The sequence below is a fragment of the Aliarcobacter skirrowii CCUG 10374 genome (assembly GCF_003544835.1).
GTDB classification, from domain to species: domain Bacteria; phylum Campylobacterota; class Campylobacteria; order Campylobacterales; family Arcobacteraceae; genus Aliarcobacter; species Aliarcobacter skirrowii.
In genome coordinates, this window is sequence record NZ_CP032099.1 from 1,101,259 (window position 1) to 1,121,280 (window position 20,022).

The 20,022-nt window shown below is 28.2% G+C and carries 25 protein-coding genes; 11 read left to right on the top strand and 14 right to left on the bottom strand.

Going from position 1 to position 20,022, the window contains the following annotated elements; genetic code table 11:
- Nucleotide 1 precedes the first annotated feature (1 nt).
- The 10 genes from ASKIR_RS05775 to ASKIR_RS05820 all read right to left on the bottom strand — a co-directional run bounded on the left by ASKIR_RS05775 (nucleotide 2) and on the right by ASKIR_RS05820 (nucleotide 7,994).
- A complete protein-coding gene (locus ASKIR_RS05775) occupies nucleotides 2-823 on the bottom strand; it encodes a KilA-N domain-containing protein (RefSeq protein ID WP_115588322.1) in 822 nt (273 codons plus the stop codon).
- The gene (rfbD, locus tag ASKIR_RS05780) at nucleotides 820-1,713 is read right to left on the bottom strand and encodes a dTDP-4-dehydrorhamnose reductase (protein WP_115588321.1); all 894 of its coding nucleotides are present in this window, start codon (nucleotides 1,711-1,713) and stop codon (nucleotides 820-822) included. Before rfbD ends, ASKIR_RS05775 begins: the two co-directional genes overlap by 4 nt.
- Nucleotides 1,706-2,281, bottom strand: a complete 576-nt coding sequence (rfbC, locus tag ASKIR_RS05785) for a dTDP-4-dehydrorhamnose 3,5-epimerase (RefSeq protein ID WP_115588320.1) — start codon at nucleotides 2,279-2,281, stop codon at nucleotides 1,706-1,708. Before rfbC ends, rfbD begins: the two co-directional genes overlap by 8 nt.
- A gap of 2 nt (nucleotides 2,282-2,283) precedes the next feature.
- Nucleotides 2,284-3,174 carry a glucose-1-phosphate thymidylyltransferase RfbA gene (gene rfbA, locus ASKIR_RS05790; RefSeq protein ID WP_115588319.1) on the bottom strand — a complete coding sequence of 297 codons (891 nt, stop codon included), beginning with the start codon at nucleotides 3,172-3,174 and terminating at the stop codon, nucleotides 2,284-2,286.
- Nucleotides 3,171-3,491, bottom strand: a complete 321-nt coding sequence (locus tag ASKIR_RS05795; protein ID WP_115588318.1) for a MarR family EPS-associated transcriptional regulator — start codon at nucleotides 3,489-3,491, stop codon at nucleotides 3,171-3,173. Before ASKIR_RS05795 ends, rfbA begins: the two co-directional genes overlap by 4 nt.
- Nucleotides 3,492-3,585: 94 nt before the next feature.
- Nucleotides 3,586-3,858, bottom strand: a complete 273-nt coding sequence (locus ASKIR_RS05800) for a hypothetical protein (RefSeq protein ID WP_066161439.1) — start codon at nucleotides 3,856-3,858, stop codon at nucleotides 3,586-3,588.
- Nucleotides 3,855-5,135, bottom strand: coding sequence for a type II toxin-antitoxin system HipA family toxin (locus tag ASKIR_RS05805; RefSeq protein ID WP_164966861.1), 1,281 nt, complete (start codon nucleotides 5,133-5,135; stop codon nucleotides 3,855-3,857). Before ASKIR_RS05805 ends, ASKIR_RS05800 begins: the two co-directional genes overlap by 4 nt.
- Nucleotides 5,136-5,596: 461 nt before the next feature.
- Complete coding sequence (locus ASKIR_RS05810) at nucleotides 5,597-5,878, bottom strand: type II toxin-antitoxin system Phd/YefM family antitoxin (RefSeq protein WP_066350755.1); 282 nt, start codon at nucleotides 5,876-5,878, stop codon at nucleotides 5,597-5,599.
- A 59-nt stretch (nucleotides 5,879-5,937) separates the two neighbouring features.
- A complete protein-coding gene (locus ASKIR_RS05815; protein WP_115588316.1) occupies nucleotides 5,938-6,957 on the bottom strand; it encodes an aldo/keto reductase in 1,020 nt (339 codons plus the stop codon).
- A gap of 62 nt (nucleotides 6,958-7,019) precedes the next feature.
- The gene (locus ASKIR_RS05820; RefSeq protein ID WP_115588315.1) at nucleotides 7,020-7,994 is read right to left on the bottom strand and encodes an SLAC1 anion channel family protein; all 975 of its coding nucleotides are present in this window, start codon (nucleotides 7,992-7,994) and stop codon (nucleotides 7,020-7,022) included.
- A gap of 55 nt (nucleotides 7,995-8,049) precedes the next feature.
- Between ASKIR_RS05820 and ASKIR_RS05825 the strand changes: the two genes are divergently transcribed.
- Nucleotides 8,050-8,259 (top strand): malate dehydrogenase, encoded by a 210-nt coding sequence (locus ASKIR_RS05825; RefSeq protein WP_066350759.1) that lies wholly within the window; start codon nucleotides 8,050-8,052, stop codon nucleotides 8,257-8,259.
- Nucleotides 8,260-8,291: 32 nt separating this feature from the next.
- Here the strand turns inward: ASKIR_RS05825 and ASKIR_RS05830 are convergent, their stop codons facing one another.
- From ASKIR_RS05830 to recR, 3 genes are read right to left on the bottom strand one after another with little or no spacing between them, the layout of a single operon-like run.
- The gene (locus ASKIR_RS05830; protein ID WP_115588314.1) at nucleotides 8,292-9,215 is read right to left on the bottom strand and encodes a dUTP diphosphatase; all 924 of its coding nucleotides are present in this window, start codon (nucleotides 9,213-9,215) and stop codon (nucleotides 8,292-8,294) included.
- Between the two features lie 2 nt (nucleotides 9,216-9,217).
- Nucleotides 9,218-9,400: a uracil-DNA glycosylase gene (locus ASKIR_RS05835; protein WP_066161447.1), complete on the bottom strand. Its 183-nt coding sequence runs from the start codon at nucleotides 9,398-9,400 to the stop codon at nucleotides 9,218-9,220.
- A gap of 2 nt (nucleotides 9,401-9,402) precedes the next feature.
- Complete coding sequence (gene recR / locus ASKIR_RS05840; protein WP_066350761.1) at nucleotides 9,403-9,975, bottom strand: recombination mediator RecR; 573 nt, start codon at nucleotides 9,973-9,975, stop codon at nucleotides 9,403-9,405.
- A 112-nt stretch (nucleotides 9,976-10,087) separates the two neighbouring features.
- On the opposite strand from recR, the gene dnaJ reads away from it, so the two are divergent.
- From dnaJ to ASKIR_RS05880, 8 genes are read left to right on the top strand one after another with little or no spacing between them, the layout of a single operon-like run.
- Entirely contained in the window at nucleotides 10,088-11,203 is a 1,116-nt protein-coding gene (gene dnaJ, locus ASKIR_RS05845; RefSeq protein ID WP_066350766.1) for a molecular chaperone DnaJ, read from the top strand.
- A 35-nt stretch (nucleotides 11,204-11,238) separates the two neighbouring features.
- The gene (locus ASKIR_RS05850; RefSeq protein ID WP_066350769.1) at nucleotides 11,239-11,829 is read left to right on the top strand and encodes a hypothetical protein; all 591 of its coding nucleotides are present in this window, start codon (nucleotides 11,239-11,241) and stop codon (nucleotides 11,827-11,829) included.
- A gap of 44 nt (nucleotides 11,830-11,873) precedes the next feature.
- Nucleotides 11,874-14,702 (top strand): monovalent cation/H+ antiporter subunit A, encoded by a 2,829-nt coding sequence (locus ASKIR_RS05855; protein WP_115588313.1) that lies wholly within the window; start codon nucleotides 11,874-11,876, stop codon nucleotides 14,700-14,702.
- On the top strand, nucleotides 14,702-15,049 hold the full coding sequence (locus ASKIR_RS05860; RefSeq protein WP_066350775.1) for a Na+/H+ antiporter subunit C: 348 nt from the start codon (nucleotides 14,702-14,704) through the stop codon (nucleotides 15,047-15,049). The genes ASKIR_RS05855 and ASKIR_RS05860 overlap by 1 nt, the downstream gene beginning before the upstream one ends.
- Nucleotides 15,046-16,557, top strand: coding sequence for a monovalent cation/H+ antiporter subunit D (locus ASKIR_RS05865; RefSeq protein ID WP_115588312.1), 1,512 nt, complete (start codon nucleotides 15,046-15,048; stop codon nucleotides 16,555-16,557). The genes ASKIR_RS05860 and ASKIR_RS05865 overlap by 4 nt, the downstream gene beginning before the upstream one ends.
- A 1-nt stretch (nucleotide 16,558) precedes the next feature.
- Nucleotides 16,559-17,059: a Na+/H+ antiporter subunit E gene (locus tag ASKIR_RS05870; RefSeq protein ID WP_115588311.1), complete on the top strand. Its 501-nt coding sequence runs from the start codon at nucleotides 16,559-16,561 to the stop codon at nucleotides 17,057-17,059.
- Nucleotides 17,053-17,322: a K+/H+ antiporter subunit F gene (locus tag ASKIR_RS05875; protein WP_081560284.1), complete on the top strand. Its 270-nt coding sequence runs from the start codon at nucleotides 17,053-17,055 to the stop codon at nucleotides 17,320-17,322. Before ASKIR_RS05870 ends, ASKIR_RS05875 begins: the two co-directional genes overlap by 7 nt.
- A 9-nt stretch (nucleotides 17,323-17,331) precedes the next feature.
- On the top strand, nucleotides 17,332-17,640 hold the full coding sequence (locus tag ASKIR_RS05880; protein ID WP_066161456.1) for a Na+/H+ antiporter subunit G: 309 nt from the start codon (nucleotides 17,332-17,334) through the stop codon (nucleotides 17,638-17,640).
- A 16-nt stretch (nucleotides 17,641-17,656) separates the two neighbouring features.
- On the opposite strand, the gene ASKIR_RS05885 is transcribed toward ASKIR_RS05880, so the two are convergent.
- Nucleotides 17,657-18,475: a ferritin-like domain-containing protein gene (locus ASKIR_RS05885; protein WP_115588310.1), complete on the bottom strand. Its 819-nt coding sequence runs from the start codon at nucleotides 18,473-18,475 to the stop codon at nucleotides 17,657-17,659.
- Nucleotides 18,476-18,528: 53 nt separating this feature from the next.
- Here ASKIR_RS05885 and ASKIR_RS05890 point away from each other — a divergent pair, with 53 nt between their 5' ends.
- Together ASKIR_RS05890 and ASKIR_RS05895 are read left to right on the top strand one after the other, a co-directional pair.
- The gene (locus ASKIR_RS05890) at nucleotides 18,529-19,122 is read left to right on the top strand and encodes an MBL fold metallo-hydrolase (protein ID WP_066161458.1); all 594 of its coding nucleotides are present in this window, start codon (nucleotides 18,529-18,531) and stop codon (nucleotides 19,120-19,122) included.
- Nucleotides 19,119-20,021 (top strand): GGDEF domain-containing protein, encoded by a 903-nt coding sequence (locus tag ASKIR_RS05895; RefSeq protein ID WP_066161459.1) that lies wholly within the window; start codon nucleotides 19,119-19,121, stop codon nucleotides 20,019-20,021. Before ASKIR_RS05890 ends, ASKIR_RS05895 begins: the two co-directional genes overlap by 4 nt.
- The last annotated feature ends 1 nt before the right edge of the window (nucleotide 20,022 follow it).

Here is a 20,022-nt window from a genome sequence, read left to right on the forward strand (position 1 = left end):
TTTATTTTCCTAATTTTTTTATAGTTGGATTATTTATTAAAGATTTCATCTGAGATATTGCCATACTATTTAGCACTAGCAATCTATCAGCTTGTTGCATACCTTGCTTTATAAGTTCTGCATTTACACTTTCCATATTTGAAAGCACGATAAGCTGTTCTACACTTGCATAATCTCTTATATTTCCATCTTGCTTTGGATTATTTTCTCGCCACTCTTTTGCTGTTTGTCCAAATAGTGCAATATTTAATACATCAGCTTCAGTTGCATATACAAATCCATCTTTTGGTTTTGAAAGTATACTTGGGATAAGATGCTCTTTTATAGCATCTGTGTGGATTTTATAATTTATTTTAGAAAGGCTTCTACTCAAGTTCCATTCTAATGATTTATTTTCTATCTCTTCATTTTTGAGTCTTTGAAACTCTTTAATTAAAAATAGTTTAAATTCAGCACTAATCCAACTAGCAAACTCAAACGCTATATCTTTATGAGCAAAAGTTCCACCATATCTTCCAGATTTACTAATAATTCCTATTGCATTCGTTGTTTCAATCCATTTCACAGGTGACATTGTAAAACTATTAAGACCTGCAGAATTTTTAAACCCGTCGAATTCGACCCCTTTAAAATCTGGATTATTTATTTGTTCCCAAAGCCCTAAAAACTCTATTGTATTTTTATTTCTTAACCAATTTTTTACCACATCTTTTGGTTCATCAGAATTTTTTGCTCTTGCAATATCTGTAAGAGATATAAAATCCTCTTTTTCATGCTGACGAATAGAGATTAAAGTTTCTTGAACAATGAGTTTGTTATTCATCTTCTTTCACCTAATCTCTTTAAACAATCGTCTAATCCATCTTTCCAGTATGGTATTTCTAAATTGAATTTTGATTTTATCTTACTTTTATTTAAAAGTGAGAAATGTGGTCGTTTTGCAGGAGTTGGGTATTGATATGTCTCTATTGGGTTTATTTTACAATTTAATTTTGCCATTTTCATTATCTCTTTGGCAAAATCATACCAAGATAGAACTCCTTCATTTGAGTAATTATAGATTTCTACTTTTGAGTTTTCTATTTGTGGAATGATATTTAGAATTGTAAGTGCTAAATCTTTTGCATAAGTAGGAGTTCCAACTTGATCAAATATTACACCTAATTCTTCTTTTTCTTTTCCTAATCGAAGCATTGTTTTTACAAAGTTATTACCGTAATATGAATAAACCCAAGAAGTTCTTATAATTATAGAGTTTAATGGATTTATATCTAAAAGTTCATTTTCACCATCAAGTTTTGTTTTACCATAAACTGATTGTGGATTTGTTTGAAACTCTTCAACATACGGTTTAAAGTTTTTTCCATCAAATACATAGTCAGTTGAAATATGAATTAGTTTTATATTTAACTCTTTGGCAACGATTGATAATTTTTTAACAGCTTTTCTATTTACTAAATCTGCATTTATTTCATCAGATTCAGCTTTATCCACAGCTGTATATGCTGCACAGTTTATAATTACATTTATACTGTTTGTTTGACAAAATTCTTTGATACTATCTTTTGAAGTAATATCTATATCATCTCTTGTAGTAAAAAAGAAATTATAATTATAGTTTGAAGAAAGCTCTTTTATTTCACTTCCAAGTTGACCCATTGAACCTGTTACAAGTATATTGTAAGTAGTAGTTAAAGAGTTTGAATTAGGCATAATAATCTACTCCAAATTCAAATAAATCATTTGTTTCATTTAGTTTTGGTTGTGTTGTATCTTTAGCAGATAGGTTTAATTCATCATGATTTAAAATCCAATCTATATTTAGATTTTTATCATCAAATGCTATTCCTCTATCACATTCAGGGCTGTAGTAATTATCTACTTTATAAGCAAAAATTGTATCATCTTCAAGTACTACAAATCCATGAGCAAATCCTCTAGGAATTAGTAGTTGTTTTTTATTTTCACCACTTAACTCTACTGCTACATATTTTCCAAAAGTTGGAGAATTTTTTCGTATATCAACAGCAACATCAAGAACTCTTCCGTGAATTACTCGCACTAGTTTTGTTTGTGCATGAGGAGGTAATTGATAATGAAGTCCTCGAAGAACTCCTTTGCTAGATTTTGATTCATTATCTTGGCAGAAGTTTATTTTATATCCTAAAAACTCTTCTAGCTTATTGCTCACAAAAGTTTCAACAAAGTAACCTCTACTATCACCATGAACTTTTGGTTCAATAATTACAACATCAGGAATAGCTGTTCTTGTAAATGTCATAACTATTTCATCCTTCTTGGTTGATTTGCTCTAGAGATTAAATATTGACCATATTGGTTTTTCTTTAGTGGTTCTGCAAGTTCAAGAAGTTTTTCTTTACTTATATATCCCATTTCATATGCTATCTCTTCAAGACAGGCTACTTTTAGGCTTTGTCTATTTTCAATAGTTTGAATAAATGATGATGCTTCAAGTAGTGATTCATGAGTTCCAGTATCAAGCCAAGCGTACCCTCTTCCCATTAGTTCTACTTTTAATCTATTTTCATTTAGATAATCTTGATTTAAAGTTGTGATTTCTAGCTCACCTCTGTCACTTGGTTTTACATCTTTAGCTTTTTTTACTACATCATTTGGATAAAAGTATAGTCCTACAACAGCATAGTTTGATTTTGGCTCTTTTGGTTTCTCTTCAATAGAGATTACATCACCATTTTCATTAAACTCTGCAACTCCATACCTTTGTGGATCACTTACATAATAACCAAATACAGTTGCTTTATTTTCATCTTTAATATTTTTTATGCTTTTGGCTAAAAGTTCAGTTAATCCATGACCATAAAAAATATTATCACCTAGAACTAAACAAGCATCATCACCAGCTAAAAACTCTTCACCTAAGATAAATGCTTGAGCTAAACCATCAGGGCTTGGTTGAACTACATATTCAAACCTCATTCCTAAATCTTTTCCATCTCCTAGAAGATTTATAAAACTAGCTTGATCTTGAGGAGTTGTAATAATAAGAACCTCTTTAATACCAGCAAGCATTAAAACAGACAAAGGATAATATATCATAGGTTTATCATAGATTGGAACTAGTTGTTTACTAACTCCTTTTGTGATTGGATAAAGTCTTGTTCCACTTCCCCCTGCTAATATTATCCCTTTCATACTATTTCACTCCCTACTTTTTTTAAAATTTCAAGCTCTTTTTGAAGCTCATCATACTCAGCTTTTTTTATAGCAATAAACTTCTCTGTAATCTCTATTTTCTCTTTGATACCTTTTGGCGTAAGTAGATATTTATATTGGATTTTATTTTCTGAGTTTACAAATCTTTGAGTTTTTATAAGACCTTTATCAATTAAGTTTTTAAGTACATAATTCACTTTCCCCAAGCTATAGCCTATCTCATCTGCTATTGTTCTTTGGCTTGTGACTTTATCTACACTTCTTAGAATCTTTAGTTCTATCTCTTCTTGATTCAAAATCTTAATTCCCCTTTAAAAATTGAGTTTGAAATATACAGTGTTTAATCTTTGAACACTCTTAAAATTTAATTATATTTTTTTAATTTTTTATCTATTTAAATAGTTCTTCATCCTTGATTTTTAAAATATCTTGAATATCTTCAATACAATCAAGCCCTCTTAAAACATCAATAAATTTTTCTAAACTTATTTTCCCACTAATCTCAAACTCTTGATAACTTCTAAAACTCATTCCTATATGTTGTGCAAACTCTTTTTGAGTACCGTATGTTTCTATATTTTGTTTTCTTTTTCTTTTTGCTCTAGAAGCGAACTCTTTGATTATCTCTTGAGTTGTTGATAAACTAAAATCTATATCTCTCACTTTTTTATTTCCTTACTAAAGTTATCATCTATTATTTTTGTTTCATTTAAAATATGATTTGCTAAATTTTTAGGTATATCATAATTTATAAATTCTTGAACTAATTTTTTATGCTTTATATCTATCATTTTTTCTATATTTTCTTTTAAAAATGACTCTTTAATATTGTATGGTTCAAAAGCATTTTTTAAATCTTCAAATAAAGCTCTATTTAAAACTTTATTTCCAAGCAGCATTTGATGGTATCCATTGCTTGTATATGTCAAATCATAAGCAGGTGCAAAACTCCATTTCCCTTTGCTATTCATTAAAAACGAAAAGTTTTTTGAATGATCATCTTTGTTTCCAAAAATTGCATTAAATAAGATTACTTTTACAATATCTTCTTTATCTTTTTGTGATAAATTAAGCTTTAAAGATATTCTAAACATATCAATAAAATCATTATATGTTTCAGCTGGATTATAGTGCATCATGCCAGATAAAGAGTGAATATGAAATCTTTCATTATCTTTCAAATCAAATCTATAAGTTAAAAAATGGGTTCGTCCTTCTTGTTCTAGCAACTCACAAGGACTTATATTAACACCAGACTCTTTTGCAAATAAGTAATACAAATACTCCAATTTTGTAGCAATAGAAGCATCTTTGTATTTATTTGACAAAGTTGGATACATTGATATATCTTGGTCATCATATTTTATAATCACAGGATAGTAATCTTTTGGAAAATCTCCTTGTTTTCTAGTTAAACTTATTGTCTTGTCTTTAGGATTAAATCCAACAATTGCTTTTGATCTAGCACCTCCACCAGCAGAGTTTGAAACAGCAATAAGTGTTTTAAGAGTAAGTATAGAGTTATTTTCTTTTTCATTTTCTTGATTTAAAATTTTTTTAGACTCTTCATAAACTTTTGATATATTTAAAACTTCTTTATACTCTTCTGCTTCTAAAGAAGGATGAAATTCTAAAGCACCTAAAGTATGAGTTCCTAAAAATTGTAATCTTTCAAAAATAGTGGGTTTTCTTTTTAGATATTGAAACATAAAACGATCTAAATAATTCATACCATAACTTCCAGGTAAACAATCACTTATCAAGCCTGGGAGTCCATATTGAAAATCAATATGGGAAAAATTATAGACTTGTCTATTTTTTATAGGCATTTTAATTGGTGAGAAATCAAGATTGTTTGAATCTAAATATTTAAACTTTATTACACCTTTATACTCTACTAACTGTGCTATATCTTTTTTCCAAGCTTTTATAGTAATCATTGAAATCCTTTTATACATTTAGAATGTATATTCTATCATATTTTTATGATAATATACATTATTAGAGTATATTTATATTTAATTGCATTATACTACACAAATATAGTATCTGTTAAATCTTAAATACTTTTTTGTGCATATTCAATATAGAATTTCCTAAAAAATATGATAAATGTCCATATTCAGAATTAACCTGAGCATGTTTTAGAAAAACAAGATACAAAGCTTTATTTTTTTTATTAATCAAAGGAGGAATATAACCTATTTTAATACATTGAGCAGCCATTATTATTCTTCGGTTATATCGTAAATTGTAAGTTTTTTATTTTTTTAGGTAGTTTTTTATAATATCTTCTATTTCTTCATCACTAATACTATCTTTTTGAGTTTTCGAGTAAATTGAGATTAATACAATACTATTTTCAACTTGATAATATATAATAACTCTAAATATTCAATATTCAAAGTTCATCCCATAACTTATCAATTTTTTTAGTTTTTCCATTTTTAACATCATCTAAACCAATTTGAATAGAGTCTATGATTTTTTTTGCTTCAATCTGTTTTAAAGCTTCTTTCATATTTTCATACTCATCTTTAGAGATAATTACTGCTTCAACCTTATTATTTTTTAAAATTGCAAATTTTTCTACAGTGTTATCTTTTATTTGTGCTAAGTATGTACCGAACTTTTTTGCAAATTCTGATGATGGAATAAGTTCATTTGTAGAATATGTTACCACAATATACTCCTTTAAATTATGCGTAATATTTTACGGGCATTGTATCATAAATTTAATTATCATCCCATAGGGTACAAAATCTCTTTTTGAATATCTTCAATTTTTGTCAATATCTCAGGAGTAATCTTAAAATCAAAGGCTTTGAAACTATCTTCTAGTTGCTCACTTTTTCTTGCACCTATAATAGTAGATGCTACAAAATCAAAATGCTTTGAATAAGCTACTGCCAAAGTCAAAGGTGAAACTCCATAATCATTTGCAAGACTCATATATTTTGCAGTTGCTTCAAGAGTTTTCTCATTTACAAATCTATGTGCCATAGCTTGAACTCTTTTGTTTTTATCTTTTAAATAAACAGCAAATCTAACATCTGGATCTACAAACTCTTTATTATATTTTCCACTTAAAACTCCACCTGCCATTGGTGAATATGGCAATAAAGATATATTTTCTCTTCGGCAAACATTTGCTAACTCATCATGAAATCTTGGATTTAAAAGTGAAAAGTTGTTTTGAATAGACTCAAATCTTGCTAGATTTCTATTTTTGCTTATCTCATTTGCTTTTGTAAGTCCATAAGCACTATCATTTGAAGTTCCAATATATCGCACCTTTCCCTCTTTTACCAAAGCATCAAAAGCTTTTAAACTCTCTTCTATTGGCACAATAGTATCAGGCCAATGCATCTGATACAAATCAATATAATCTACTTGCAATCTTTTTAAGCTTCCCTCTATTGCTCTTTTTATATGAAAACTATCAATTGCTGTTAATCCATGTCGCACAGGTGGTACAAACCAACCTGAAGCAGCACCTGCTATTTTTGTAGCTAAAATAATACTATCTCTTGCTTTTGTTTTAAGCCATTTTGCCAAGATTGCTTCAGTTAGACCTATTGTCTCTTTTTTTGGACTTACAGGATAAAGTTCAGCTGTATCATAGAAGTTTATTCCTCTATCATAAGCCATATCAAGAATCTTAAAAGCCTCTTTTTCATCTGTACTACTTCCAAAAGTCATAGTTCCCATACAAATAGAACTAACTCTAAGTCCACTTTTTCCTATATATCTAAATTCCATATTAAAGCCTTTTTGCAAAAAATTATTAAGCAAAAATTATATCAAAATAGAATAAAACTACCCTACTCTATGATACAAATCTCTTTTTTCAGAATATGTTTAAATGTAAAAATAGCAACCAAAAGCACAATAATAGTTGTAATAAAACTCAAAATATATGCCAAAATCTCATAAAAAGGTTTAGAAGTTAATTCATACATAGTAATCACACTTAAAGTAACAGCAGCCATAGGAAATGTAAATGCCCACCATGATATAAAAAATTTTATTTTTAAAAAGTTTTTATACATAAATGCCACCAAAATAGTAAAAAATAGTGCCAAAGAGAATAGTATTTGAGCAAAAAAATCTAAACTAGAAGTCAATTTTATATATGAGATAAATCCAATTGATGGAGGAGCTATCAAAATAAACATAGTTGGCAAAAATTTTGGTGCAAATGGATTGTGAAATATAATTCTATTTAAAATTATAGAAAATAGTATTATCCAAAAAAACAGACCTATTGCAAAATAGAAAATCAATATTTGATTATCTACAAATGAAACTCCAGCAATAGGAACTATCAAGTTTCCAACAATTGGAATAAACCAAGCTGGATTTGAGTGAACTATCTCAAGATTGTTATTTATCCAAAATCTTATTGTGTAGAAAGTTAAAAATAGATGTAAAATAGCTCCAAAGTAGAAAAATAGTTTAGATATCTCAATACTAAACTCTTTAAAACAGATTGATAAAATAAGCATAGATATTGATGAGGCTGCAAAGAAGTTTATTCTTATTGGATGATTTAGCTCTTTTTTAACCTCTTGTTTATATTTAAAAATCTTTAAAATATATGTAAAAACAACTGCTATGAAAAGTAAAGTTGTAAGAGATATTAAAGATATAGAAAAGATATTTGAAAATCCAAAAGTATGATTTAGTTTTTCAAAAACTAAAGTCAAACCACCAAGCCCCATAATCACAGCAAACATCATAATTGGGAAAAATTGCAATCTATTTGATGGGATTGCTTTTATACTCTCTTGTTGCATTCTTAAATCCTATTTTTGTAAAATATTTTTTAATTTAAGTTTTAGGAGTTTAGTTTTGGCAAAAGATAAAAAAACAGTAGATTTAAAAGCTTTAAATCTATCATTTACTCAAAAAGATGAGACTATAAAACTTTTAAACTTTAATCAAAATTCAATGAGTTTAGATATTGCCATTTTTAAAAATGAAATTTTTATAAAAAATAGCAAAATGGTTTTTGCACATTTGCCAAAAAAACTAAAATCAAAACTTAATCCTAAGTTTTGATTTTAACATAAGTTTTTATTATATAAGTTTAATTAGTTCTTTTTATACTCTATTTCAAGTTTTTTGTAAAAATCTTCAAAATTTACATCCTCTATTTTTTCAAGAAGATCAACCATAACTACATTGTCCTCTTGTCCACTCCAAACTTTTTTATAAGTTCCCTCTTTATATCCGTGATCTTGTCTAAATTTATTTAAACAATTTTTACCAATATATAGTTTTTGAAGCCAAGTAAAAGATAATCCTGCTGTTTTACAAGTTCTAAAAAATTGCTCAATAAATCTTTCAATTCCACTAAAACTTGGCATATTTTTTGTATCAATTGCCAAAGCCAAATAAGATAACTTTTCAGCATCTTTTACAACAAGTTTTATATCAATATTTGTATTTGCTTCATAAATACAGTGAGTATTTACAAGTGAAACTGCTCTTGGTACATTTGTTTCTTGAAGTATATAACTCATTAAAAAGTGCCAAATATCTACAAGCTCTACATGAATATTATTCATATCAGGCTCTGAATTTATATTTTTCCAATGTTTCCAAGGAGTTGAGTCAATTAGCTCTGCTGCTTCCATATGAATACATCTAAGCCAATTTATCTCTTTGTTGAATTTATTGATTCCAAGCTCCCAGTTTTTACCATTTGTTGAGTCATTTAACTCTTTTTGAAGCAAAAACATCTCTTCTAATTTTGAAGGAAAAGATGAAGCCTCTTCAAGCAAGTTTGCCAAAGGTAAACACTCATCTATTAAGCTATCTAAAACAACACTTGAAGGAAGAAGTTTTTTATCACCTTTTATTGTATGAAGAAGAAGTGATATTACATAAGGAACTTCATCTTTCTCTTCCCAAACTAAAACATCTTTTGAATCAATTTTTGTAAACTTTAAAAACTCCTCTAAGGAAGCAAAACCAATATTTTTTATAGCTAATTTAAACTCTTTATACAACAAACCTAACTCCTATTTTCAAATTTTTTCTCTATAAATAGATTACAACTATCACCACTACTATTTTTTACAACAATACTTGGAAGAAGTTGTGACTTAAAACCATAGGCTTTACAACCGTGTGGTTTATTTGGTTCCCAAGTTACAAAATAGTGGATACACCTTTGACACACTACTCTTTTTTGCATCTTTAAATCTCTACCTTACTTTGTATTGCTTTTGAAAGTGATAACAGATCAACATTTTCCAAACTAACTCCTGTTGGTACACCTTGAGCTATTTTTGTGAATTTTATATCAAAATCTTTTAATTTATCTTCAATATAAAGTATAAAAGCGTCATTTGCAATTGAAGGAGTTATTGCAAAAAGTATATTTTTTACCTTACTATTTTTTATATACTCTTGAAGTTTTAATATATAACTTTGCTCTAACTCATCAATTACAAAATATCTTCCATCAAACTCTTTTGAATCTTCAATTATAAAAATATCTTTTGCACTTTGAACAATACAAAGCTTACTATCGTCTCTGCTATCATCAAGACAATATTCACATATCTCATTTTCACTCATGCAAGAGCATTTTTTACATCTTTTTATAGTTTTTAATGCACTTTCAATACTATGAGATAGTTTAACACCGCAGTAGTTGTCGTTCATAACTATATGATATGCAAGTCTAAGTGCTGATTTTTTACCAATTGTTGGTAAAGACTCAAAAGCCTCAACCAATTCATAAAATTTTTCTAATCCTCTGTTCATTTTGGGATTGTATCCAATTTAAAATAAATTTTATAATAAAGCTTATTTTATTATTTTTTGGTTAGAATAATCGCTTTAAAAAAATTTAAAAATATATTTTGGAGATTAAAAATTGGTAGAGATTGATTATTATGAATTATTAGAAGTTGAAAAAACTTCAGATAAAACTACAATTAAAAAAGCTTACAGAAAACTAGCAATGCAGTATCATCCAGATAAAAATCCAGACAATAAAGAGGCTGAAGAGAAATTTAAAGCCATAAATGAAGCTTATCAAGTTTTAAGTGATGATGAGAAAAGAGCTATTTATGATAGATACGGTAAAGCTGGTTTAGAGGGTCAAGGGCACAGAAGCCAAGGTGGTTTTGGTGGTTTTGATGATTTAGGTTCAATTTTTGAAGAGATGTTTGGATTCTCAAATTCTAGCAACAGAAGAAGAGAGAGAAAAACATATAACTACAACCTTGATAGTGCTATTGAGGTAGTTTTAGAGTTTAATGAAGCTATTTTTGGATGTAAAAAAGAGATAAACTATACATATAAAACAGCTTGTAACTCTTGTAGTGGAACAGGTGCAAAAGATGGAAAACTAGAAACTTGTAAAACTTGTGGTGGACATGGTCAAGTTCACTCAAGACATGGTTTTATGACTTATGCACAAACTTGTCCAAACTGCGAAGGTAGTGGAAAAGCAAAGGCTACTTTATGTAAAGATTGTAAAGGCAAAGGATACGAAGAGAAAAAAGATAGCTTTAAAGTTGATATTCCAGAGGGTGTAAATGATGGAATGAGAATTAGAGTTAGTGGTCGTGGAAATATTGCACCAAATGGTCAAAGAGGCGATTTGTATATCCAAACTAAAGTAAAAGAGGATGCACATTTTGTAAGACATGATGATGATATTTATGTTGAAGCTCCTGTGTTTTTTACTCAAGTTGCACTTGGTGCTAAAATTAAAATTCCAAGCTTAAGAGGGGAATTAGAGCTTGAAATTCCAAAAAATGTAAAAGATAAACAACAATTTACTTTTAGAGGTGAAGGTGTTAAAAATGTTCAAGGCTATGGAAAAGGAAATTTAATTGTTCAAGTAAAAATTGAGTATCCAAAATCTTTAACAACTGAACAAAAAGAGCTTTTAGAGAAGCTTCAAAATAGTTTTGGAGTTGAAAGCTCTCCTTCTGAAGCTAAATTTGAATCAATGTTTGATAAAATCAAAAATTGGTTCTAAAAATTATAATTTTTTTATTATACAAGGAGTAAAAAGTGAAATTTGAATATGTAGGTTTTAAACCTGTAATTAGCCAACACGGTGTATCTTTTAAGAGCGGGAAAGATGATAAATATATATATTTGCCTTATGCTTATGAGATTTTAGAAGCTATCTCTTACGATTATGGTGCAAATAAAAATCACTCATTTTCTGCAAAAATAGATAACTCAAATGTTGATAAACTATTCAATAAAGTTTCACTTGTTTATCCAAATTTAGAAGATGATATAAATAAAAGATTAGAAGAGTTTAAAGCTTTTTTAGATCATGAACAAGATGAGATATTAAATAATACTCAATTAAATGAAGTTGATAAAAATACATATATTTCAAACTTAAATTTAATGAAAGATTATCAATTAAAAAGAGCGAAAAATAAAATTTTTTACTACTACGGTGTTTATACAATAGCAAAAGTTATAAAAGATAAAAAATTAAAAGAGATTGAACTACCTTTTAATGAAAAATTTTGGCATGTATTAAAGACACTACAAGGGGTTTTAAGTAGAGAAAAAATAAATAGCGATATAAAAGTTGAATACAAGGACACAAATCTAAGACTAAAAATTACAACATCTTTATAGGATTTTGTAATAAAAAACTTATTTAAGTTTTTGAAAGGTACAAAATGATTGAAACATTTGGCTTAGCCATAGTTGCCCTTTTACCATTTTTAGCAGCTCCAATAGTTGCATACTTGGCAAAATATAATCGCCTTGCGGCTGCTTGGAGTTCTGCAGCTGCTACTATTATGGCTTTTTTAGTTCTTCTTTTTTATATAAAACTTCCATTTGCTGGTATTACAACTATTCAATCATGGTCTTGGATAGAGTCAATTGGTTTGGATTTTGCTTTTAGATTAGATGGTCTTAGCCTTCTATTTTCATGCTTAATTCTTGGAATTGGACTTTTAATAATAATTTATGCAAGATACTATATAAGCACAAAAGATTGTATGGGAAGATTCTACTCTTATTTACTTCTTTTTATGGGTTCAATGCTTGGAATTGTTCTATCTGAAAATATCATCCAAATGGTTGTATTTTGGGAGTTAACATCTTTATCATCTTTTTTATTAATTAGCTATTGGCAACATAAAGAAGAGGGGCGAGAAGGTGCTAAAATGGCACTTACAATAACAGGAGCTGGTGGTTTAGCTATGCTTGCTGGTGTATTGCTACTTGGACATATTGTTGGCAGTTACAATCTAAGTGATATTTTAGTAAGTGGTGATTTAATAAAAAGTAGCCCTTTATATACTCCTATAATTATTCTTATTTTACTTGGAGTTTTTACAAAATCAGCGCAATTTCCATTTCATTTTTGGTTACCTCACGCAATGGCAGCTCCAACACCAGTTTCTGCATATTTACACTCAGCAACAATGGTAAAAGCTGGAATATTTTTATTAGCAAGATTATATCCATCTTTAAGTGGTACAACAGAATGGATATTTTTAGTTACATTTGCAGGTCTTGCCACACTTTTAATTGGTGCATTTACAGCAATGTTTAAACATGATATTAAAGGTTTATTGGCATATTCAACAATAAGTCATCTTGGATTAATAACTCTTTTATTTGGATTTTCTACTCCACTTAGCGTTGTTGCAGCTATATTTCATATTATGAATCACGCAACATTTAAAGCATCACTTTTTATGGTTGCTGGTATTGTTGATCATGAAACAGGAACTAGAGATTTAAGAAAATTAAGTGGTCTTTGGGCATTTATGCCTCATACTGCAACTTTGGCTATGATAGCAGCAGCTTCAATGGCTGGAGTTCCACTTTTAAATGGATTTTTATCAAAAGAGATGTTTTTTGAGAGAGCTTTAGATATAAATACACTAAGTATTGGAATTTTAATTCCAATTTTAGCAACAATTGCTGGAATATTTTCTGTTGCTTACTCTTTAAAATTTGTTCATAATATATTTTTCAATGGAAAAACAAAAAAATTACCAAAAACTCCTCATGAACCACCAAGATTTATGAAAATTCCTATTGATTTATTGGTAATTATATGTTTTTTAGTTGGAACAGTTCCAGCTTTGACTATTGCTCCTCTTTTAGCAACTGCTGTTATGGGTTCTCTTCAAACTACTCTTCCAGAGTACTCTTTAGCTATTTGGCATGGTTTTAACGCTCCACTTATTATGAGTATAATTGCATTTATTTTGGGAATTTTACTATATACAAAAAGAGAGAAAACAACAGCTATTTTTGAAAAATATTTTGAAAAAATTGATGCAAGAGTCCCTTTTTATCTATTAGTTGAATCTATTTTTAAACTATCAAATAAAGTTACATCTATTTTTGATAAAAGCTCTCTTCAAGGTATGATTGCTTGGTTTATTGTAGCCTCTTTAATAATTGGAGTTGCTGGATTTACTTATGGAGACTCACCTTTATTTGGAAACAAAGAGTTTTTAGAAATTGATACTATAAGTTTAATTATGACTGCTATTTTAATTTTTGCAACTTTTGCAACTGCATTTTTACATCATAAAAGGCTTTTAGCACTGATTATAATTGGAGTTGTTGGATTAATAGTTTCACTAATTTTTATTAAGTTTTCAGCTCCTGATTTAGCTTTAACACAACTAAGCGTTGAAGTTGTAACTATTGTTTTAATTCTTTTAGCACTATACTATCTTCCTCAAACAACTCCAAGAGAGTCTTCAAATCTTAGAATTTCAAGGGATTTAATAATATCAATTTTAGTAGCAGTTGCTGTATTTATCTTAACTTTAGCAGTTTTAAGCAAAGAGTACTTAACTATTGCAGACTTTTTCCTAGAAAACTCTGTAAGTGGCGGTGGTGGAACAAATGTTGTAAATGTTATTTTAGTTGATTTTAGAGGCTTTGATACATTAGGAGAGATTACAGTTTTAGCACTTGCTGGTATTGGAATCTTTGCAATGATTCAAGGTTTAAATCTAAATACACAAAATAACAATCAAGAAGGTTTTGTTTGGAGTGAAGATAAACATCCACTTATGATGCAAACTCTTACAAGAATGGTTCTACCTTTAATGTTAATGGTATCTGTTTATATATTTCTAAGAGGGCATAATCTTCCAGGTGGTGGGTTTATTGCAGGACTTATAGCAGCAGTTGCATTAATTGTTCAATACTTAGCAAATGGAATTGAGTGGACAAAAAGTAGATTAAAATTTCAAAATGATAGTTTAATTGCATATGGATTATTAATAGCAACTTTAACAGGTGTTATATCAATGTTTATAGATTATCCATTTTTAACATCAGCATTCTCTCACTTAAATTGGCCAATAGTTGGAGAGTTTGAAGTAGCAAGTGCTATTGCTTTTGATTTAGGAGTATTTTTAGTTGTTGTTGGTTCTACTGTTTTAATATTGGTTCAATTGGGACAACTAAGCAAAAATTCTCACAATATTACTAAAAAATTAGAAGAGAAAAAGGATAAAAACTAATGGAAATATTACTAGCTTTAATAATAGCAGTTTTATGTGGAGTTGGTGTTTTTTTAACACTAAGAGCTAGAACATATCCTGTAGTTTTAGGTCTAACTTTATTAGCTTATGCTGTTAATCTATTTTTGTTTGCTATGGGAAGATTAAGTTTGAATGTTCCTGCAATTATTCAAGATGGTGCTTCAAGCTATGCAGACCCTCTTCCTCAAGCTTTAGTTCTAACAGCAATTGTAATTAGCTTTGGAATGACAGCTTTTGTAATTGTATTATCACTAAAAGCTTATGGTGAGTTAAAAAGTGATCATGTAGATGGAAAAAAGAGCTTAAATAAAGGAGAAAGAATATGATTCATACTCCTATTTTACCTGTAATTATTCCTTTAATTGCTGGATTTTCACTACTTTTAATTAAAAGATTTGGACTTAAAACTCAAGAGATTTTCTCTTTAATATCTGTTTTTATAATAATTTTAGTCTCAATTTTTGCATTTACAAAAACTTTATCAAATGATATTTTTGTATATAGTTTAGGAAATTGGAAAGCTCCATTTGGAATTGTTTTAGTGCTTGATCAATTCTCAATTTTAATGGTACTTGTAACTTCTCTTTTAGCTTTTGGAGCACTTTGGTATGCAATTAGTGAAGGTATTGATAAAAAAGGTGCTCACTTTCATCCACTTTTTCAATTGCAACTTTTTGGATTAAATGGTGCTTTTTTAACAGGAGATCTATTTAATCTTTTTGTTTTCTTTGAAATTTTACTTCTTGCTAGTTATAGCCTACTTCTTCATGCAAAAGGTGAAGGGAGAGTAAAAGCTGGACTTCATTATGTTGTAATCAATCTTGTTGGTTCAACTCTCTTTTTATTTGCAGTTGGAACTTTATATGGAATATTAGGAACTTTAAATATTGCTGATTTATCTCAAAAAGTAGCTCAATTAAGTCCTGAAAATGTTAGTGTTGTAGCATCTGCTGGACTTCTACTTTTGATTGTTTTTGGATTAAAAGCTGCTATGTTCCCTCTATATTTTTGGCTACCAAATGCATATGGAAAAACAAGCGCTCCAGTTGCTGCTTTATTTGCTATTATGACAAAAGTTGGAATTTATTCAATCATAAGAGTTCATGGAACTATTTTTGGGCAAAATGCAAATGAATTAGCATTTTACTACACTCCTTGGGTTTTATATATCGGACTTATAACTTTAGTTTTAGCAACTTTTGGAGTTTTAAGTTCAAAAGAGCTTAAAACTCAAATATCTTATTTAGTTTTATTATCTGTTAGTACTATTTTAATAGCTATTGGAATAAATTCAAAAGAGGCATTAAGTGGAGCAATTTTTTATATGATTCACTCAACTTTTGTTGCAGGTGGATTTTTCTTAATTGCTGATGTTATTTTAAAAGCAAGAAATAGCACATCTTTAAGACCTAAAATGCCTATTTTTAAAAATGCAATACTAATAGGAAGTATATTTTTTATATTTGCTATTGCCATAGCTGGACTTCCACCTTTTAGTGGCTTTTTTGGGAAAATCATGATTCTAAAATCTTCAATAAATCATACACAAACAGCTTTAATATTAACTACTGTTTTATTAAGTAGTCTATTGGTTATTGTATCTTTAGCAAGAAGTGGAACAAATATATTTTATGATACAAGAGCAAATGAAGAAGAGTCAAATTATAAATTATCAAAATCAACTCTATCATCTATTCTTTATCTATTTTCATTTACTATTATTTTGGTACTTTTTGCAAATAATATTACACAAATAACAGAAAATATAGCTTCAAATTTAGTTGATACAAATAGTTATATATCGACTGTTTTAAATCCAAATGGGGAGCTTTAATATGAAAGATACAAATAGTTTTTTGCCTCATCCAATTTTATCTTTTATGCTTGTTATTATTTGGTTACTACTAAATAATACAGTAGCTGCTGGACATATTGTTTTGGGAATTGTATTAGCAATTTTAATACCTTGGTTTACATCAAGTTTTTGGCAAAGAATGGTTTATATAGGCTCTTTTTTTACTCTTTTTAAATTTGTGATTATTGTAGCTTATGATATTATAGTTGCTAATATAACTGTTGCTAGACAAGTTATGGATTCAAATGATAAATTAAAACCTAAGTTTTTTAATCTCCCTTTAGATATTAAACACCCTTTAGCAATTAGTACACTTGCAAGTACAATCTCTTTAACTCCAGGAACTGTTAGCTGTGATTTAAGTGAAGATAAAACCTATTTAATCATTCACGGACTTGTAATAGATGATGAGAATGAGACTATAAAAGAGATTAAACAAAGATATGAAGCACCACTTATGGAGGTATTTAAAGAATGTTAGAGTTAGTAATACAAATAGCCTTTGTAATGATTGCTATTTCAATTATTTTAAATATTTATAGATTAGTTGCAGGTCCTAGTGTTGCAGATAGAATTTTATCTTTAGATACAATTTATGTAAATGCTATTGCTTTACTTATAATTTTAAGTATCTATCTTAATAACAATCTATATTTTGAGGCTGCTTTATTAATTGCTGTTATGGGATTTGTTGGAACTGTTGCACTTAGTAAATATTTACTTCGTGGCGATATTATGGATTAAGGAGTTTAAATGTTGGAAATTATTGTATCAATACTTATATTAACTGGAGCCATTTTTAATCTTATTGGTTCTATTGGACTTGTAAAACTACCTGATTTTTTCACAAGACTTCATGCACCAACAAAGGCTACAACTTTAGGAGTTGGGTCTATTTTATTAGCATCTTTTATATATTTTAACTTTAAAATAGATATTCTTAGTCTTCATGAGATTTTAATAACTATGTTTTTATTTATAACAGCACCAATAGGTGCTCACTTAATGGCAAAATCAGCTATTTTTATAAAGAAAAATGAAGATAAAATAAAAAAAGTTTAGTTTTTAAAACTAAACTCTATTTACAATCATCCTTTTTAGATAAAAATTTTAACTCATCACAAGAGAATCCTGCCTCTTTTCTCATAGCAAAATTTATATCCATCTTTCTTTTTGTACTACCTGGAAAAACTCTCTCTATAGCTTCTAAGTATGTAGTTTTTGGATCTAAATTTAATCTTTCACACTCATATTTAAACCAAATATCACCTTTTTTAACATGATCTACTTCCTCTTTTAAAATAACTTTTAAAGCCTCTATTAGTTTTGTATTAAAGCTATCTTTATTTGAATTTAACTTCTCCATAATTTTTGGATTTTGATCTAATCCATTTGCTTCTAAATATCTTGGAACACAAGCCATTCTACTTAAAAAATCTGGAGTTTTTTGCATAGCTTCAAATAGATTTTTATGAACTTCAAACTCTCCATAATAACCACCTAGCTCTTTTAATAACTTTTCAAGCATTATAAAGTGCCTAATCTCATCATCTGCAACTTCTAACCAATCTTTATAATAGCTTATTGGTAAATTTTTAAATCTAAGAGCTGCATCTATTGCTAAATCAATAGCACTATACTCAATATGTAAAATTGTATGAACTAAATATTTTTTGCCATTTATATCTTTAAAGTTTTTAATAGGTGGAAGTGATGTTGGTTTTACTATTTTTAAAAAAGAGCTATATGAAGGCTCTTTTAAATCTTTTGCAATATGACTATTATCAAACTTTACTCTATTTTCTAAAAATTCTTTGTAAAAAATATTAAATCTATTAATCTTCTCTTCAACATTTGAAGTATCTAATATAGCCTCTAACTCTTGGTAAAAAAACATTTTTTAAGCCTTTTTATAATAAAATGGAAAAATTTTATCAATTAAGGGTTGAAATGCAGGTTAAAGTTCATCCTATGGGTGATTATGCTACAAATTGCTACATAATAACAATAAACAACAAAGATATCATAATAGACCCAGGTGTTGGTGCAACTTCATGGGTTAAACAAAATGTTAAAAATCCTATTGCAATACTTAATACTCATGGACATTTTGACCATATTTGGTCAAATCAAGAGCTAAAAGAGTTTTATAATATCAAACTTTATACTCCTAAAGATGATGAATTTATGTTAACTTTAAACCCTTATAATCTTGGAATGCCACCTTCATATCCTGATGTTTTGGTAAATCCTGATGAGGAACTAATAATTGAAGATATAAAAATAAAGTTTCACCATTTTGCTGGTCACACTCCTGGATGTAGTGTTATTGAGATAAATGATACTTTATTTAGTGGGGATTTTATATTCAAAGGTACTATTGGAAGATTTGATTTTCCAATGTCAAATAAAGATGATATGAAAAAATCTCTTCAAAAAATCTCTTTATGGGAAAAAGATTTTATAATATACCCAGGACATGGAGATAAAACAACTTTAAAAAATGAGTTAAACACTATAAAACAGTGGGAAAGACATATATGACAGATGATAGAATAAAAGCTCTTTTATTACTAAATCATACTGTTTTAAATAGTAACAATAAAAAACTATTTGAATCTTTTTTTGAATATTTAAAAAATCACTATAATGTTGATGCAATGAAGGTTTTAATTAGAAAAAGAACCATAGCAAATATGGTTTTTGATAATTCACAAGACTCTTCTTGGCTTTTTTATACAAAAAAAGTAAGGATAAATGGTGAATATGAGATTATATTTGGATTAATTTTCAATAATCAAGATAGCCTAAAAAATGCAAAATCTGAATCAATAAATATTGATTTAGTTTTAAATAATTTATCAAATATTATTTATATAAAACATTTAGAAAAAGATTTAAATAACTCAGTGATTATAGACAAATTAACAGGTTGCTATAATAGAGCCTATTTAAATAATATAGTTAAACCTATATTTAGTCTTGCAAATAGAGAGAATAAAAAAATAGCTTTTTTAAAAATTGGAATTGACCACTTCAAGGCTGTTTTAGATGAGTTTGATTATAACATAGGAGATAAAGTTATAAAAAAACTAGCAAGTTTACTTAAAAAAAGCGTAAGAGAGTCTGATTTTGTAATAAGAATGTCAAATGATGCTTTTTTGGTAGTTCTTCAAAATATTGCAGATGAAGAGAATGCTTTATTTGTTGCAAATAAAATTATAAATAAATTTAAAGATGAAAAAGTTGTTGTAAATGAGACAACAGGTCAAGTTTTAATGAAAACAATATGCGTAGGAATCTCTTTTTTCCCAAAAGATGGTAAAGATATAGCAACTATCGTTAAAAAAGCAGATATTGCTGTAAGAGAGGCTAAAAATAGTGGAAGAAGTAGAGCTTTTATATTTAGCGAAGAAGAGACATCTAAAATAGAGCTTTTTTAAA

Coding starts and splice junctions, on each gene's coding strand:
- ASKIR_RS05820 (WP_115588315.1), bottom strand. CDS start 7,994: ATGCAACAAGAGAGTATAAAAGCAATCCCATCAAATAGATTGCAATTT.
- ASKIR_RS05895 (WP_066161459.1), top strand. CDS start 19,119: ATGACAGATGATAGAATAAAAGCTCTTTTATTACTAAATCATACTGTT.
- ASKIR_RS05860 (WP_066350775.1), top strand. CDS start 14,702: ATGGAAATATTACTAGCTTTAATAATAGCAGTTTTATGTGGAGTTGGT.
- ASKIR_RS05880 (WP_066161456.1), top strand. CDS start 17,332: ATGTTGGAAATTATTGTATCAATACTTATATTAACTGGAGCCATTTTT.
- ASKIR_RS05805 (WP_164966861.1), bottom strand. CDS start 5,135: ATGATTACTATAAAAGCTTGGAAAAAAGATATAGCACAGTTAGTAGAG.
- ASKIR_RS05775 (WP_115588322.1), bottom strand. CDS start 823: ATGAATAACAAACTCATTGTTCAAGAAACTTTAATCTCTATTCGTCAG.
- ASKIR_RS05870 (WP_115588311.1), top strand. CDS start 16,559: ATGAAAGATACAAATAGTTTTTTGCCTCATCCAATTTTATCTTTTATG.
- ASKIR_RS05815 (WP_115588316.1), bottom strand. CDS start 6,957: ATGGAATTTAGATATATAGGAAAAAGTGGACTTAGAGTTAGTTCTATT.
- rfbD (WP_115588321.1), bottom strand. CDS start 1,713: ATGCCTAATTCAAACTCTTTAACTACTACTTACAATATACTTGTAACA.
- ASKIR_RS05835 (WP_066161447.1), bottom strand. CDS start 9,400: ATGCAAAAAAGAGTAGTGTGTCAAAGGTGTATCCACTATTTTGTAACT.
- rfbC (WP_115588320.1), bottom strand. CDS start 2,281: ATGACATTTACAAGAACAGCTATTCCTGATGTTGTAATTATTGAACCA.
- ASKIR_RS05875 (WP_081560284.1), top strand. CDS start 17,053: ATGTTAGAGTTAGTAATACAAATAGCCTTTGTAATGATTGCTATTTCA.
- rfbA (WP_115588319.1), bottom strand. CDS start 3,174: ATGAAAGGGATAATATTAGCAGGGGGAAGTGGAACAAGACTTTATCCA.
- ASKIR_RS05890 (WP_066161458.1), top strand. CDS start 18,529: ATGCAGGTTAAAGTTCATCCTATGGGTGATTATGCTACAAATTGCTAC.
- ASKIR_RS05855 (WP_115588313.1), top strand. CDS start 11,874: ATGATTGAAACATTTGGCTTAGCCATAGTTGCCCTTTTACCATTTTTA.
- ASKIR_RS05865 (WP_115588312.1), top strand. CDS start 15,046: ATGATTCATACTCCTATTTTACCTGTAATTATTCCTTTAATTGCTGGA.
- ASKIR_RS05885 (WP_115588310.1), bottom strand. CDS start 18,475: ATGTTTTTTTACCAAGAGTTAGAGGCTATATTAGATACTTCAAATGTT.
- recR (WP_066350761.1), bottom strand. CDS start 9,975: ATGAACAGAGGATTAGAAAAATTTTATGAATTGGTTGAGGCTTTTGAG.